Genomic DNA, 14,616 nt, shown 5'->3' with positions numbered 1-14,616 from the left:
GGCATGGATCTTGGACTGAAGGACCGGGTGTACATCGTCACCGGCGCGACCCGGGGGCTGGGCCTGGCCACGGCGCGCGTGCTCCTGGAGGAGGGCGCGAAGGTCGTGGTGACCGGACGCTCCGACGCCTCGGCGGCAGCGGCCGCGCAGGGGCTCGGCGGGCCGGACAGGGTGCTGGGGGCGGGCGCGGACAACGCCGACCCCGGCTCCGCGCAGCGCCTGGTGGACACCGCCCTCGAGTACTTCGGCGGGCTGGACGGGATGGTGGTCAGCGTCGGCGGCCCGCCGGCCGGGCGGTCGGACGCGGTCACCGAGGAGCAGTGGCAGGAGGCGTTCGAGTCGGTCTTCCTGGGCGCGGTGCGGCTGGCCCGCGCCGCCGCCGGCGTCCTCGGGGAGGGCGGGGTGATCGGGTTCGTGCTGTCCGGCTCGGTGCACGAGCCGATCCCCGGGCTGGCGATCTCCAACGGCTTGCGCCCGGGACTGGCCGGGTACGCCAAGACCCTGGCGAACGAGCTGGGGCCGCGGGGCGTCCGGGTGGTCGGGCTGCTGCCCTCCCGCATCGACACCGACCGGCTCCGGGAACTGGACGCCCGCGGCGGCGACCCGGAGGGCGCGCGGGCCGCGCAGGAGGCGGCGATCCCGCTGCGCCGCTACGGCACCCCGGAGGAGTTCGGCCGCGCGGCGGCCTTCCTGCTCTCCCCCGCGGCGTCCTACCTGACCGGGATCATGCTCCCGGTCGACGGCGGCCTCCGGCACGGCTTCTGACCTCGGTGCACGCCGGACGCCGGACGCCGGGCCTCCGCATCGTGCGGGGCCCGGCGCAGGGATCCGGCGTGGGGATCCGGGGCGGGGACCGGCAGGGACCCGGGCGGGCCGTGCGCCGGGGCGCAGCGGTCCGGGTGCGGGTCGCCCGCGGTTACTCGCCCAGGCCCGCCAGGTCGCGCAGGCGGCGGCCCTGGGCCGCGCGCTCGGCGGCGCGCTGCTCGTCGTAGGAGCGGGTCGTACCGCCCTGCAGCAGCGCCTTGGTCTCCACGACCGCGTCGCGGGGGGCGGCGAGCAGGGCCGCGGCCAGGTCGTTCGCGGCGGCGTCGAGCTCGGCGCGCGGCACGGCGATGTTGGCCAGGCCGATCCGCACGGCCTCGTCGGCGTGCACGTAGCGGCCGGTGGCGCAGATCTCCAGGGCACGGGAGTAGCCGACGATGTCGAGCAGCGGCTTGGTGCCGGTCAGGTCGGGCACCAGGCCCAGGCTGGTCTCGCGCATGGCGAACTGCACGTCGTCGGCGACGACCCGCAGGTCGCAGGCGAGGGCCAGCTGGAAGCCGGCGCCGATGGCGTGGCCCTGGACGGCGGCGATGGTGACGACGTCGGGGCGCCGCCACCAGGTGAACGCCTCCTGGTAGCCGGCGATGGCCGCGTCCAGCTCCTCGTCGGTGCTGCGGGCCAGGTCGATGAAGGACGGCTCGCCCTCGAAGCCCTCGGGCGTGAAGGCCTGCCGGTCCAGGCCGGCGGAGAAGGAGGCGCCCTCGCCCTTGAGGATCGCCACGCGGACGCTGCCGGGCAGGGTCCGGCCCGCCTCGGTGAGGGCCCGCCACATGGCGAAGTTCTGGGCGTTGCGCTTGCTGGGGTTGGCGAGCGTGACGACGGCGACGGCGCCGTCGACCTCCAGCCGCACTCCGTCGCGTTCGAACTGCAGGGTTTCGGGCTTTTCCGCAGCGCTGGTCATGGGCACCTCCGAGCTGGGCACGGGTCCGGGGCGATTACCCTACCGAACAGTAACCTCCCGGTCTGCCGAAGCCCCGGGCGGGTGCACCACTCGGTCGGGAGCCCGCCCCGGGCCCGCGCCCGGAGAGCCCGTGCCGTCATTCAGCGGCGGCCCTGGCCTTGCCCCTGGTCGCCCCGCCGCGTCCGCGCAGGGCCACCCCGGACTCGCTGAGCATCCGGTGGACGAAGCCGTAGGAGCGGCCGGTCTCCTCGGCCAGCGCCCGGATGCTCGCCCCGGAGTCGTACTTCTTCTTCAGGTCTGCCGCGAGCTTTTCACGCGCGGCGCCGGTAACCCGGCTGCCCTTCTTCAGAGTCTCGGCCACCCGTGCCTCCTCGTGGGAAGTGCGCTCTGGACTCTCATGATCACCCCTACCGTGCTTCCTGGCCACCGTTTCGGCAAGGTCGGTGCCACAACATTTCCCTCCCTGGACCGGCCGGGCACCGTCCGCGACCGCGCGGAACGCCCCGCTCCGGGAGGCCGCGGAACGCCGGACGGCCGGGCGGGGCGGGGGAAGCAGCAGGTCAGTGCGGCGGGGGGAGGAACACGGCCGCGGCACTCCCCCGGCAGGCCGGTCCGGGGGGAGAAACGGCGCGGGTGGACACCGTACGAGCCGCAATGGGCCGGATGACGGACGCCCCGTCCGCCGAACGGGCCACGACGGGGCGGGACCGGGACGGGACGGGGCGGGGCGCGCGGGGCCGGTACGGGCGCGGGCCGGACGGGGCCAGGCCGGACGGTCCGGGCCGGGCCGCCGCGGGCCGGTCAGGCGAGGGAGACCAGGTCCGCGTAGTCCTCGCTCCACAGGTCCTCGATGCCGTCCGGCAGCAGGATGATCCGCTCCGGCTGGAGCGCGTGCACCGCGCCCTCGTCGTGGGTGACCAGCACGACGGCGCCGGTGAAGGTGCGCAGCGCGCCCAGGATCTCCTCGCGGCTGGCCGGGTCGAGGTTGTTGGTGGGCTCGTCCAGCAGGAGGACGTTGGCCGAGGAGACCACCAGGGTGGCCAGGGCCAGACGGGTCTTCTCGCCGCCGGAGAGGACGCCTGCGGGCTTGTCCACGTCGTCCCCGGAGAACAGGAAGGAGCCGAGGATCTTGCGGATCTCGACCAGGTCCATGTCGGGGGCGGCCGAGCGCATGTTCTCCAGGACCGTGCGGTCCGGGTCCAGGGTCTCGTGCTCCTGGGCGTAGTAGCCGAGCTTGAGGCCGTGGCCGGGCACGACCTTTCCGGTGTCCGGCTCCTCCACCCCGCCCAGCAGGCGCAGCAGGGTCGTCTTCCCCGCGCCGTTCAGGCCCAGGACGACCACCCGCGAGCCCTTGTCGATCGCCAGGTCGACGTCGGTGAAGATCTCCAGGGAGCCGTAGGACTTGGACAGCCCCTCGGCGGTCAGCGGGGTCTTGCCGCAGGGCGCGGGCTCGGGGAAGCGCAGCTTGGCGACCTTGTCGGAGGCGCGCTCCGACTCCAGGCCGGAGAGCAGCTTCTCCGCGCGGCGGGCCATGTTCTGCGCGGCGACGGTCTTGGTGGCCTTGGCGCGCATCTTGTCGGCCTGCGAGTTCAGCGCGGCGGCCTTCTTCTCGGCGTTGGCCCGCTCGCGCTTGCGGCGCTTCTCGTCGGACTCGCGCTGCTGGAGGTACTGCTTCCAGCCCATGTTGTAGACGTCGATCGCCGAGCGGTTGGCGTCCAGGTAGAAGACCTTGTTGACGACCTCCTCGACGAGGTTGACGTCGTGGGAGATCACGATGAACCCGCCGCGGTAGGTCTTCAGGAAGTCCCTCAGCCACAGGATCGAGTCGGCGTCGAGGTGGTTGGTCGGCTCGTCCAGCAGCAGGGTGTCGGCGTCGGAGAAGAGGATCCGGGCCAGTTCGACGCGGCGCCGCTGGCCGCCGGAGAGGGTGTGCAGGGGCTGGCCGAGGACCCGGTCGGGGAGGTTGAGGCTGGCCGCGATGGTGGCCGCCTCGGCCTCGGCGGCGTAGCCGCCCTTGGTCAGGAACTCCGTCTCCAGCCGCGAGTACTTGCGCATGGCGTTGTCGCGGGTGTTGCCCGACGCGCTGGCCATCCGCTGCTCGGCCTCGTGCATCTTGCGCAGCACCTCGTCCAGCCCGCGGGCGGACAGGATGCGGTCGCGGGCCAGGACGTCCAGGTCGCCGGTGCGCGGGTCCTGGGGCAGGTAGCCGACCTCGCCGGAGCGGGTGACCGTGCCGGCGGCCGGGATGCCGTCGCCCGCCAGCACCTTGGTCAGAGTCGTCTTGCCGGCGCCGTTGCGGCCGACCAGGCCGATGCGGTCGCCCTTGGCGATGCGGAACGAGGCGGACTCGATGAGGACGCGCGCGCCTGCGCGCAGTTCGATGCCGGTGGCGGTGATCATGCGGGGGAAACACTCCTGGGCGTGGACGGACGGCGGGGGCGGACGGGTGCGTGCGCCGTCTAATGCGCGAGGAGAGCTGCCATGGACGCCAGTCTAGCGGCCCGGGCAACCGTGTTTCCGCCGTCCGGCCGGGCAGCCGCACCCCATGACGGAACACGACACCGAAGAACGGTTCGGGGCCGGCGGGCGCACCCTGACGGTCGGCAACCCCGGCAAGGAGCTGTACCCGAGCGGATTCACCAAACGCGACCTCCTGCGGTACCTGGAGGGGATCGCCCCGGTCCTGCTGCCGCACGTGCGGTCGCGGCCGGCCTCGTTCAAGCGGTTCCCCGACGGGACCGGCGGCGAGGGGTTCTTCCAGAAGAACGCACCGCGCGGCACCCCGGACTGGGTGCGCACCGTCGTGCTGCCCTCGCCGGGGAGCACCAAGGGCCGTCGGGAGGTGGAGTACGTCGTCGTGGACGACCTGCCCACACTGCTGTGGGCGGGCGGGCAGGCGGTCCTGGAACTGCACGTGCCGCAGTGGCGGGTGGGGCCGCGCGGCGGGGTCCGCAGGCCGGACCTGCTGGTGTTCGACCTCGACCCCGGCGCCCCGGCGACCGTGGTGGAGTGCTGCCGGGTGGCGCTGGAGCTGCGCCGGATGCTCGCCGAGGACGGGCTGCGGGCCTGGCCGAAGGCCTCCGGCTCCAAGGGGCTGCACCTGTACGTGCCGGTCGCCTCCGCCACCGGGGCGCGGGCCGCCCGCTACGCCCGCGCGCTGGCGGAGCGGCTCGCCCGGCAGGAGCCGGACCTGGTGGTGGCGCGCATGGACCGCTCGCTGCGCGGGGGCCGGGTGTTCGTCGACTGGAACCAGAACAACCCGGCGCGCACCACCGTCGCCCCGTACTCGCTGCGGGCCGGAAAGGAGCCGGTGGTCGCCGCGCCGGTGTCCTGGGAGGAGGTCGGGGCCTGCCGCTCACCGCAGGAGCTGAGGTTCCCGCCCGAGGAGGTGCTCGCCCGGGTCGGGCGGGACGGCGACCCGATGGCGGACGTCGAGGACGCCCGGCAGGAACTGCCGCACTGAGCCCGGCCGCCCGGGCCCCGCGCACTCCCGCGCCGGTCCGGCGCCGGTCCGGCGCGGGTCCGGCGCCGGTCCGGCGCGGGTCCGGCGCCGGTCCGGCGCGGGTCCGGCGCCGGTCCGGCGCGGGTCCGGCGCGGGTCCGGCGCGGGGGCGGCGCGGGGGCGCGGTCAGTCGCTGCCGCCGGTGTGCACCTGGAAGGCGGCCCGCCGCAGGGCCTTGGACAGCTTGGGGTCGGGGTGCGCGGCGGCCAGCGCCACCAGCACCTGCACCGTGCGCGGGTGGTCGACCGTGCGCACCTCGGCGAGCAGTTGCGGCACGGTGCTCTGCACGGCCGACTCGAGGTGGCTGACCAGCAGGTGCCCCTCACCGTGGTCGGAGACCGCGGCCGCGGTGTCCACCCACAGCCAGGTGGCCTCCTCGCGGGTGAGGCGGCTCTCCGCGTGCTCGTCGTCCTCCAGCTCGCCCAGCCACAGGACCGCGTAGGGGCGCAGGTAGGGCTCGTCGACCACCGCGCGGACCGCAGGGGCCGCCGGCTCCCCGACCACGCGCAGCGCCTCGAAGGCGAGGCCGCGCAGCAGCGGGTCGTCGCCGCGGGCCACGTCCAGCAGCTCGGCGACGGCCTGCCCGACGGGGCGGGCCGCCAGCCAGGCGCGGTACTCGGCGCGGGCCGGGCCGGGCGAGTAGCGGGCGCAGGCGCGCAGCAGCTCCTCGGCCGGCCTCTCCGTGTGGCCCTCGGTGGTCTGGGCCGCCAGGCAGATCTGCTCGAGCTTGACCCACACCGCCCAGCTGCCCAGCGGGGTCACCGCGACCTCGTCGTCGGCCCGGGGGCGCAGCGCGCCGACGGAGCCGAGGGCCTCTATCACCCAGTCGAGCAGGGCCGGGTAGGGGTCGCGGTCACCGGCCGCGGGCGGCTCGTCCCGCTCGGCGCGCAGCTCGGCCACCCGCTGGCGCAGCAGGTCCAGGAGGGTGTCGACCGGCACCGGCCCGGAGGACAGGTGCAGCAGGGACAGGAGCTGGGGGACGGCCTCGACGGCCTCGGCCACCAGGCCGGGGTCGGCGTCCGCGGAGGCCCGGTGGGACCAGGCGGGGCGGGCGAGCGACCACGCGTCGAACAGCGCGACCCAGCCGCGGAGCACGGCGGCGTCGTCGTGGTTCCACACGCGCAGCCGCCAGCCGTGGCGGACCGAGCCGTCCCTCAGCTCGACCAGGCCGGCCAGGCGGGCCCGGTCCCAGGCGTTGCGCACCTGGCGTCCGGTCAGTTCCAGGGCCGCGGACGCCCGGCGCACGTCGGCGTCGGGCAGTATGCCGGTGGGCCCGGGCCGCAGGGTGCTGTCCGTCCAGCGGGCCAGGAGCACCGCGTCGGCCAGGACGGCGCGGGCCATGCGGGCCAGCTCGCGGGTGGGCGGAGTGCCCTCCGGCGGTTTCGGCGGCCGGGACCTGCGGATCTCGGCGGCCTGCCGGGCTGCGGCGATGGGCCTACGGGGGACGAGGCGCAGTGCTGTCTCTCGCGGTGTACGGGACGTCACGGCAGCAGTGTCCCGGGTGACGGCCCGGAAACCCAAAACGGGGTGGTCGCAATGGGCGGCGAACGGCCCTGCCGGAGAACCGGAGGGCGGGGTTCCCGGCCGGGGTTCCCGGGCGGCACTCCCGCCCGGGGTTCCCGCCCGGGCCCGGCCCCGGGAGGTGGGGGCGGTGCGCCGGCGGGCGGGCGCGGGGGTTCGGCCCGCGCCCCCGACGGTGCCCGGTGGTTCAGAGCAGGGGGGTGAGGAAGCGCCGCAGGGTCGTCTCGTACGCCTCGGGGTCGGCGTTCCACATGCACTGGTGGCCGGCCCGGGGGACGGTGCGCACGCTGATCAGGTCCGGGTACAGCTCGGCGAGGCGGCGGGAGGTCTCGAACGGCGCGATGCGGTCGTCGGGGCCGTGGACGAGCAGTGCGGGCACGGCCGGCCGGGGAAGGGCCGGGGGCCCGGCGTCCAGCCCGGCGCGGCCCTGCGCGGCGCGCACGCCCAGGGCGACGAGCGCCCCGGACACCCCGTGGCCCCGGGCCGTCGCCCGCAGCGCGGCCCGCCAGTCGAGGACCGGGGAGTCCAGCACCGTCCCGGCGACCCTCTCGCGCAGCGGCGAGCGCTCGGCGGCGTGCAGCACCGCCGTCGCGCCCACCGACCACCCGTACAGGACGACGCGCCGGGCCCCGTGGTCGACGGCGTGGCGGATCGCGGCGTCGACGTCCCGCCACTCCGCCTCCCCGAGGTGGCTGATGCGGTCGGCCGTGCGGGGCGCGCCGGGGTCGTTGCGGCAGGAGATGTCGAGCACGGGCAGGCGCAGGCGGTTCAGGGCCGGCATCACGACCATGGGGTGCTCGCGGGTGGTGCCCAGGCCGTGCACGGTGATCACCCAGACGTCGCGGGGCGCGGGCACCAGCCAGGCGGGCATCGGGCCCAGCTCGCCGGCGACCGCCACGTTCTCGAAGTCCAGGCCCAGGGTGCCGCCCGGGTCCCCGGCGTACACCTGGGGGGTGATCCGGACCTCGGTGCCGGGCCGGAGCAGGCCGCGCTGGACCCGTTCCAGGCGGCGGGTGACGGTGTCGCCGGCGGTCGACAGCAGCTCGCCCACGGCGGCGTGGACGCCGCGGCCGGTGAGGCCGTAGCGGCCGGGCCGCAGGGACTCGACGGTGCGGGTGAGGGCGACCCGTTCGTCGTCCGCCCAGTGCACGGTCAGGGGCCCCGCGGTGCCGGGGCCGTCGACGGAGGGTTTGAGCGACAGGTCGGACACGTGCCGGCCGGCCGCCACCGCGGCCGTGCCGGCACCGATCACGGTTGTGGCGGCGACCGCCGCCGCTGTGGTCCAGCGCATCATCGTCCAGTCTCCGGGGCCGGGCGGCGGACGGCCATCGGGCCGGGGCGGCCGGGTCAACCGGTTCGTCCCTCTCCCCGGCCGGGCTGGCCGTAGCCGCGGAACTTCTCCACGACGCGGTCCATCTCCTCGTGGGACAGCAGTGAGGGATTCCCTGCCCCGCGGGCGAGGAGCCATACCCGGCAGATCCACTCCAGGTGGGCGGTGCGCTCGTAGGCGGTCTCCAGGTCCGGGCCGTGGGTGACGGTGCCGTGGTTGCGCATCAGGCAGCCCGCACGGTCCCGCAGGGCGTGGAGCACGTGGTCGGCCAGTTCCTGCGTGCCGTAGGTGGCGTACGGGGCGACGCGCACCACTCCCCCGAGCTCGGCGGTGATGTAGTGCACCGGCGGCACCTCGTCGACCAGGGCCGACACGGCGGTGGCGTGGACGGCGTGGGTGTGCACGACGGCGCGGGCGCCGATGGTGCGGTAGACGCCCAGGTGGAGGGCGAGTTCGCTGGTGGGCCGCAGCCGGCCCGCCACCTGCCGGCCGTCCAGGTCGACGACGACCCGCTCCTCGGGGCCCAGGTCGCCGTAGCGGACGCCGCTGGGGGTGACGACCACGAGGTCGCCGACCCGTTCCGAGACGTTGCCCGCGGCTCCGACGACCAGTCCGTCGGCGACCGCCCTGCGGGCGGTGGCGGCCACGCGCTGCCAGGCTCGGTCCAGTTCCATCTCGTCAGTCATGGCGGCGAAGGATAGCCATGTCGCTCGTTGCCGCCGTTCTCCGGCGGACAGTAGTGTCCCGGCCACACAAGGGTTCGAACAGGGGTGGCAGCATGGCACCGACGACCGCCAACGGCGGGATCTCCTTCTGGTACGCACAGACCGGACTGCCCGCTCCCCGCGAGCCCCTGCCCGGGGACGCCACCGCCGACGTGTGCATCGTCGGCGGCGGCTACACGGGCCTGTGGACCGCCTACTACCTGAAGAAGGCCGTGCCGTTCCTGCGGATCACCGTGCTGGAGGCCAGGTTCTGCGGCTACGGCGCCTCCGGGCGCAACGGCGGCTGGCTGTACAACGGCGTCGCCGGGCGCGACCGCTACGCGAAGCTGCACGGCCGCCAGGCGGCCGCGGACCTCCAGCGGGCGATGGACGGGGCGGTGGACGAGGTGGTGCGCACCGCGGCCGCCGAGGGGATCGACGCCGACATCCGCGCGGGCGGGGTCCTGGAGGTCGCCCGCACCCCCGCCCAGCTCGCCCGGCTGCGCGCCTTCCACGCCGCGGAGACGGAGTTCGGCGAGACCGGCCGGGTGCTGCTGTCGGCCCGCGAGACCGCGGAGCGGGTGCGGGTCTGCGACGCGGCCGGCGGCACCTGGAGCCCGCACGGGGCCCGGCTGCACCCGGCGAAGCTGGTGCAGGGCCTGGCCCGCACGGTCGAGGCGCTCGGGGTGACGATCCACGAGTCGACGCCGGTCGGCGCGATCGCGCCCCGGCGCGCCGTCACCCCGTACGGCACGGTGCGCGCCCCGTACGTGCTGCGCTGCACCGAGGGCTTCACGGCGGGGCTGAAGGGGGAGCGGCGGACCTGGCTGCCGATGAACTCCTCGATGATCGTCACCGAGCCGCTGTCGGAGCGGCAGTGGGACGCCGTCGGGTGGTCCGGGCACGAGACGCTCGGCGACTTCGCGCACTCGTACATGTACGCCCAGCGCACCGCCGACGGCCGGATCGCCCTCGGCGGCCGCGGGGTCCCCTACCGGTTCGGCTCCCGCACCGACAACGACGGCCGGACCCGCCCGGAGACCGTGGAGGAACTGCGGGAGCTGCTGGTGCGCCTCTTCCCGCAGCTGGCCGGCGTGGCGGTCGAGCACGCCTGGTCCGGAGTGCTCGGGGTGCCCCGGGACTGGTGCGCGAGCGTGCACCTGGACCGCTCCACCGGGCTGGGCCGGGCCGGCGGGTACGTCGGCAGCGGCGTGGCGGCCGCGAACCTGGCCGCCCGCACCCTGCGGGACCTGGTGCGGATGGACTCCGGCCAGGGCGGGCAGACCGAGCTGACCCGGCTGCCGTGGACGGGGCACCGGGTGCGCCGCTGGGAGCCGGAGCCGCTGCGGTGGCTGGGCGTGCACGGGCTGTACGCCGCCTACCGGGCGGCCGACCGGCGCGAGGCGGGCGGGCTCGCCGCGGAGACGGACCGCATCGCGCGGATCGCGGACCGGATCGCGGGCCGGGGCTAGACCGGCCCCTCCGGACCCCGCCGACGCCGCTCCGGTCCCACCGCTCCGGGGCGGGCCGGTTACCGGTTACCGGTTACCGGCAGCGAACAGACGGTCACGTTGCCGGGCCGGCCCGGTGATCGCGGACGCCGGGCGCTCCAGACTGTGCGTCGTCACCACGGACCGGAGAGGACGGGCGGAGCCATGGGCGGGCACGACACGGAACACGTACGGGCGCGGAGCACGCGGCGCAGGGTCACGGTCTACGCGGCGTCCCAGTTCGCCGTTCTCGGCCTGATCGTCGCGATCGTCCGCCTCAGGGGCTTCGACGTCCACCCTCTCGCCTACGGCCTCCCGTGGCTCGTGGTGGCCACGAGCGGGCTGACGGTCATGCTCGGCGCCTCGAAGAAGGCGAAGGGGCGGTAGCCCCGGTAGCACCCCGGCACGCCCGTCGGCACCTGCAGTACGCCCGGGCGGCGGCGGGCCCGGGCGGCGGAGGGGGCACGGCGCCGGCCGGTCCCCTCGGGGGTGTCCTCCCGGAGACCCCGGGCACCTCGCACCGCGTGATACGCATCACACCCGACGATGCGTGAAACCCGGGGAAACGGCAGGGAGTCCGGCCCCCGCGGGGATCCGGGCCGCACCGGCGGCGGGACCCGGCGCACAATCGCCGGAACCACCCCTTCCGCTTGGCGATAATGGACATACCGGCAGTGGCAGGAGGGCCCGAGGGTCCTCCCCCCGGTGCCCGGGAAGTGTGCGACGGCCCGGCGCTCCGCCCCTCCCCGTTCGCCTGCGGCGGACAGGGAAACCCAGCACCACAACGACGGCCCCAGTTCACCTTCCGTTCACCCTGGATACCTACTGTCCATCAAGCCCCCTGACCTCCCGAACGATTGCCTGGGTGAATGGAACACATCACGCTTCTGGTCGGAGTCGTGATCATTACGGCCCTCGTGTTCGACTTCACGAACGGCTTCCACGACACCGCGAACGCGATGGCGACCACCATTTCGACGGGGGCGCTGTCCCCCAAGGTGGCTGTCGCGATGTCCGCGATCCTCAACCTGGTCGGCGCATTCCTGTCCGTCGAGGTGGCCAAGGCCATCTCCGGCGGGATCATCGACGAGAGCGCAGGCCTGCAGCCCGAGGTGATCTTCGCGGCACTGGTCGGCGCCATCCTGTGGAACCTCCTGACCTGGCTGCTGGGACTGCCCTCCAGCTCCTCCCACGCCCTGTTCGGCGGTCTGATCGGCGCCACGCTGATGGCCGTCGGCACCTCCGGTGTCAACGCCGGGGCCGTCATGTCCAAGGTCCTGCTCCCCGCGATCGCCGCGCCGATCGTGGCCGGTCTGGCCGCCTGGGCCGCCACCCGCCTGACCTACCGCATCAACCGCAACGCGGACGAGAAGGTCTCCGGCAAGGGCTACCGCGCCGGGCAGATCGCCTCGGCCGGCCTGGTCTCCCTCGCCCACGGCACCAACGACGCGCAGAAGACCATGGGCGTCATCACCCTGACCCTGATCACGGTCGGCGCGCTGGCCCCCGGCTCCAACCCGCCCACCTGGGTCATCACCTCCGCCGGCGTCGCGATCGCGCTGGGCACCTACCTGGGCGGCTGGCGCATCATCCGCACCATGGGCAAGGGCCTGACCGACATCCGGCCGCCGCAGGGCTTCGCCGCCCAGACCAGCGCCGCCACCGTCATCCTGGCCTCCTCCAACCTGGGCTTCTCGCTGTCCACCACCCAGGTCTGCTCCGGCAGCGTGATGGGCGCGGGCCTGGGCCGCAAGGGCGGCACCGTCCGCTGGTCCACCGCCGGGCGGATGGCCGCCGCCTGGGGCCTGACCCTGCCGGCCGCCGGCCTCGTCGCCGCCGCCGCCGAGTTCCTCGCCCGCCAGGGCGACTGGGGCGTCATCGCCGTCGGAGCGATCCTGGTCGCCGGCGCCGGCTCGATGTACCTGATCTCCCGCCGCAAGCCGGTCGACGCGAGCAACGTCACCGCCGACGACCTGGACGCGCCGGCCACCGCCGCCGCCGCCCCGGCCTGCCCGGCCGCGCAGATCGTCACGGTCCCGGCCCAGGGCGGCCCGCACGGCGCCCCGGCCCTCACCCCGATCGCCGGGGGCGCCCCCGCCACGGCCGGCGACGCCGGCTCCGAGCCCGCCGCCACCGCGGTCTGAAGCAGGAGGACCCGATGAAGATCGACTGGGCCGCACTCGGCACCGTCGCAGGCGTCAGCCTCGTGGTGACCATTGCCCTCGTGGGCATGTTCACCCTGGGCATCAGCGCCCTGTCCGCCGCCACGGCCGCCGGCCGCAACGGCACCTCCCGGCTCCCGGCCCGCCTCGGCGCCTACGCCGCCTTCGCCGCCTGCACGGCGGGCGTCGGCTTCGGGATCTACCTCATCGCGTCCTGACGGGACGCACACGCACGGCGGGAGGCCCCGCCGGCCCCGGCGCACGCTTGGGTTCTAACGGTCCTCGCAACACCCGCGATCTGTGGGAGTTGCGGGGACCGTGGGCGTTGAGCGTGATGATTTTTCCGGGCTGCGGGAGCGTTTCCTTGCGCGGCTGGACGTCGTGGGGAACGTGACTGTGGTGGCCCGGGAGCTGGGGGTGAACCGGAACACTGCCTTCGGCTGGGCCCGGAAGGCCGGGCGGCGTTCGGAGCGCCGGCCGCGCCGGCATCCCCGGCGGGACGAGTACGAGCGGCTTCGGGCCGCCGGTGTCGCACGCCGGGTTGCGGCCCGGCAGGTCGGTGTGAACGAGCGCACGGCCAAGGACTGGGACTGGGGCGTCAAGAAGACCCGCTCTTCGCGCATCTATCCGGACGGGCGCCGTGTCGACTACGCGGCCGGGACCGTCACGATGTGCGGTGTGACCATGCCACCGGTGGGCCTGACCGCCCTGGAGAAGCAGCTTCACCCGCGATTCCTGACGCTCGCCGAGCGCGAGAAGATCCGTGATCTGCGTGCGGCGGGGCAGTCGCTGCGGGCGATCGGACGGGCCTTGGGACGGCCGGCGAGCACCGTCAAGCGGGAGATCGACGCGAACTCCGGCACCGAGGGCTACCGGCCCTACGCCGCCCACCGCGCGGCCGCCGCACGCAGGCCCCGGCCCAAGGAGCGCAAGCTGCTGCGCGCGGGACGGCTGCGCCGCTTCGTCCGGGACGGACTGCGCCGGCGGTGGTCACCGGAGCAGGTCTGCCACGCTCTACGCAAGGAGCATCCCGACGACGAGAGCATGCGGGTGAGCGTGGAAACGATCTACCAGGCGCTGTACTTCCAGGCCCGCGGCGGCCTGAAGCGGGAGGTCCAGGCCGCCGTCCGTTCCGGCCGCACCCGCCGCAAACCACGCCGGGACCCCCAGCGGCGCACCCCTCGGTTCACCGACCCCATGGTGATGATCAGCGACCGTCCCGCCGACGTCGAGGACCGGGCCGTGCCCGGGCACTGGGAAGGCGACCTGATCATCGGCGCGGGCGGCCGCTCCGCGATCGCCACCCTGGTCGAGCGCAGCACCCGGTACACCATGCTGGTCCACCTGCCGGGCGGCGTCCACGACGCCGAGACCGTCCGCGACGGCCTCGTCACCACGGTCCAGACCCTGCCCGCCCACCTGCGCGGCTCCCTCACCTGGGACCAGGGCAGCGAGATGGCACGCCACCAGCAGTTCAGCATGGCCACCGGCATGCCCGTCTACTTCTGCGACCCGGCCTCGCCCTGGCAACGCGGCTCGAACGAGAACACCAACGGACTCCTGCGCCAGTACTTCCCCAAGGGCACCGACCTGAGCGTCCACAGTCCCGAAGACCTCGAACACGTCGCCCAGGAACTCAACGGCCGCCCACGCAAGACGCTCGGCTGGGATACCCCAGCCGAGCGTCTACGTGATCTACTCACCACCTGAAACCAAGTGGTGTTGCGACGACCCCTTGAACCCAAGACGCGCCGGACGGCCGGCGGGGCCTCCCGCCGTTCCGGGCAGCCGTCGTTGCGGGTGGCCGGCGTTGCGGGTGGCCGGCGTTGCGGGTGGCCGGCGTTGCGGGTGGCCGGCCGGGATATGTCCTTGCGCACATCTTCCCTCCGCAGGTCAACGCCGGGTTGACGGGTATGACGGAGCGTGGTGGACTTCCCGTGCCAAACGGCGGCAGGAGAGGAAGTCCGGTGAGAATCCGGCGCGGTCCCGCCACTGTCACCGGGGAGTGCCCCTCCCGGCAGAACGCCACTGTCCCGCAGCGCGGGACGGGAAGGCAGCGGAGGGGTGCCGATCCGGGAGCCAGGAGACTCTCACCGCCGGTCACGTCGATCCAGGGCGCGGACCCTGAGTGAGGACACCACCATGCCCGGCAGCCGCCGCCGTACGCCGTCGACGCCCCCGTCGA

General features: G+C 74.7%; 13 protein-coding genes and 1 riboswitch. Of the genes, 7 read left to right on the top strand and 6 right to left on the bottom strand.

Going from position 1 to position 14,616, the window contains the following annotated elements:
• Positions 1–3 precede the first annotated feature (3 nt).
• The gene (locus tag GQS52_RS21865) at positions 4–765 is read left to right on the top strand and encodes an SDR family oxidoreductase (RefSeq protein ID WP_182315047.1); all 762 of its coding nucleotides are present in this window, start codon (positions 4–6) and stop codon (positions 763–765) included.
• A 151-nt stretch (positions 766–916) separates the two neighbouring features.
• Here the strand turns inward: GQS52_RS21865 and GQS52_RS21860 are convergent, their stop codons facing one another.
• The 3 genes from GQS52_RS21860 to abc-f all read right to left on the bottom strand — a co-directional run bounded on the left by GQS52_RS21860 (position 917) and on the right by abc-f (position 4,123).
• Complete coding sequence (locus tag GQS52_RS21860; protein WP_182315046.1) at positions 917–1,723, bottom strand: enoyl-CoA hydratase/isomerase family protein; 807 nt, start codon at positions 1,721–1,723, stop codon at positions 917–919.
• Positions 1,724–1,859: 136 nt separating this feature from the next.
• The gene (locus GQS52_RS21855; RefSeq protein WP_182315045.1) at positions 1,860–2,084 is read right to left on the bottom strand and encodes a helix-turn-helix domain-containing protein; all 225 of its coding nucleotides are present in this window, start codon (positions 2,082–2,084) and stop codon (positions 1,860–1,862) included.
• Positions 2,085–2,524: 440 nt separating this feature from the next.
• Positions 2,525–4,123, bottom strand: a complete 1,599-nt coding sequence (abc-f, locus tag GQS52_RS21850) for a ribosomal protection-like ABC-F family protein (protein ID WP_182315044.1) — start codon at positions 4,121–4,123, stop codon at positions 2,525–2,527.
• Between the two features lie 145 nt (positions 4,124–4,268).
• On the opposite strand from abc-f, the gene ligD reads away from it, so the two are divergent.
• Complete coding sequence (gene ligD, locus GQS52_RS21845; RefSeq protein ID WP_182315043.1) at positions 4,269–5,186, top strand: non-homologous end-joining DNA ligase; 918 nt, start codon at positions 4,269–4,271, stop codon at positions 5,184–5,186.
• A 164-nt stretch (positions 5,187–5,350) separates the two neighbouring features.
• Here ligD and GQS52_RS21840 read toward each other — a convergent pair whose 3' ends face one another.
• From GQS52_RS21840 to GQS52_RS21830, 3 genes are all read right to left on the bottom strand, one after another.
• Positions 5,351–6,709 carry a hypothetical protein gene (locus GQS52_RS21840; RefSeq protein WP_182315042.1) on the bottom strand — a complete coding sequence of 453 codons (1,359 nt, stop codon included), beginning with the start codon at positions 6,707–6,709 and terminating at the stop codon, positions 5,351–5,353.
• Between the two features lie 223 nt (positions 6,710–6,932).
• Positions 6,933–8,036, bottom strand: coding sequence for a hypothetical protein (locus GQS52_RS21835; protein ID WP_182316629.1), 1,104 nt, complete (start codon positions 8,034–8,036; stop codon positions 6,933–6,935).
• A 56-nt stretch (positions 8,037–8,092) separates the two neighbouring features.
• Positions 8,093–8,761: a class II aldolase/adducin family protein gene (locus GQS52_RS21830; protein WP_182315041.1), complete on the bottom strand. Its 669-nt coding sequence runs from the start codon at positions 8,759–8,761 to the stop codon at positions 8,093–8,095.
• A gap of 92 nt (positions 8,762–8,853) precedes the next feature.
• Here GQS52_RS21830 and GQS52_RS21825 point away from each other — a divergent pair, with 92 nt between their 5' ends.
• The 5 genes from GQS52_RS21825 to GQS52_RS21805 all read left to right on the top strand — a co-directional run bounded on the left by GQS52_RS21825 (position 8,854) and on the right by GQS52_RS21805 (position 14,141).
• Positions 8,854–10,251 (top strand): FAD-dependent oxidoreductase, encoded by a 1,398-nt coding sequence (locus GQS52_RS21825; protein ID WP_182315040.1) that lies wholly within the window; start codon positions 8,854–8,856, stop codon positions 10,249–10,251.
• A gap of 183 nt (positions 10,252–10,434) precedes the next feature.
• On the top strand, positions 10,435–10,656 hold the full coding sequence (locus tag GQS52_RS21820; protein ID WP_182315039.1) for a hypothetical protein: 222 nt from the start codon (positions 10,435–10,437) through the stop codon (positions 10,654–10,656).
• Positions 10,657–11,138: 482 nt separating this feature from the next.
• Positions 11,139–12,413 carry an inorganic phosphate transporter gene (locus GQS52_RS21815; RefSeq protein WP_182315038.1) on the top strand — a complete coding sequence of 425 codons (1,275 nt, stop codon included), beginning with the start codon at positions 11,139–11,141 and terminating at the stop codon, positions 12,411–12,413.
• 14 nt (positions 12,414–12,427) lie between these two features.
• The gene (locus GQS52_RS21810) at positions 12,428–12,649 is read left to right on the top strand and encodes a hypothetical protein (RefSeq protein ID WP_182315037.1); all 222 of its coding nucleotides are present in this window, start codon (positions 12,428–12,430) and stop codon (positions 12,647–12,649) included.
• Between the two features lie 466 nt (positions 12,650–13,115).
• On the top strand, positions 13,116–14,141 hold the full coding sequence (locus GQS52_RS21805) for an IS30 family transposase (protein WP_182316161.1): 1,026 nt from the start codon (positions 13,116–13,118) through the stop codon (positions 14,139–14,141).
• A 245-nt stretch (positions 14,142–14,386) separates the two neighbouring features.
• Positions 14,387–14,521: riboswitch (cobalamin riboswitch) on the top strand.
• Positions 14,522–14,616: the final 95 nt, after the last annotated feature.

The organism is Streptomyces sp. SCUT-3, from assembly GCF_014083985.1.
Taxonomy (GTDB): domain Bacteria; phylum Actinomycetota; class Actinomycetes; order Streptomycetales; family Streptomycetaceae; genus Streptomyces_H; species Streptomyces_H thermolineatus.
This window is presented reverse-complemented; position numbering and strand designations above follow the sequence as displayed.

Excerpts from the sequence above, each read along its gene's own strand:
- GQS52_RS21865 (WP_182315047.1), top strand. The coding sequence starts at position 4 with ATGGATCTTGGACTGAAGGACCGGGTGTACATCGTCACCGGCGCGACC.
- GQS52_RS21860 (WP_182315046.1), bottom strand. The coding sequence starts at position 1,723 with ATGACCAGCGCTGCGGAAAAGCCCGAAACCCTGCAGTTCGAACGCGAC.
- abc-f (WP_182315044.1), bottom strand. The coding sequence starts at position 4,123 with ATGATCACCGCCACCGGCATCGAACTGCGCGCAGGCGCGCGCGTCCTC.
- ligD (WP_182315043.1), top strand. The coding sequence starts at position 4,269 with ATGACGGAACACGACACCGAAGAACGGTTCGGGGCCGGCGGGCGCACC.
- GQS52_RS21835 (WP_182316629.1), bottom strand. The coding sequence starts at position 8,036 with ATGCGCTGGACCACAGCGGCGGCGGTCGCCGCCACAACCGTGATCGGT.
- GQS52_RS21830 (WP_182315041.1), bottom strand. The coding sequence starts at position 8,761 with ATGACTGACGAGATGGAACTGGACCGAGCCTGGCAGCGCGTGGCCGCC.
- GQS52_RS21825 (WP_182315040.1), top strand. The coding sequence starts at position 8,854 with ATGGCACCGACGACCGCCAACGGCGGGATCTCCTTCTGGTACGCACAG.
- GQS52_RS21820 (WP_182315039.1), top strand. The coding sequence starts at position 10,435 with ATGGGCGGGCACGACACGGAACACGTACGGGCGCGGAGCACGCGGCGC.
- GQS52_RS21815 (WP_182315038.1), top strand. The coding sequence starts at position 11,139 with ATGGAACACATCACGCTTCTGGTCGGAGTCGTGATCATTACGGCCCTC.
- GQS52_RS21810 (WP_182315037.1), top strand. The coding sequence starts at position 12,428 with ATGAAGATCGACTGGGCCGCACTCGGCACCGTCGCAGGCGTCAGCCTC.
- GQS52_RS21805 (WP_182316161.1), top strand. The coding sequence starts at position 13,116 with ATGCCACCGGTGGGCCTGACCGCCCTGGAGAAGCAGCTTCACCCGCGA.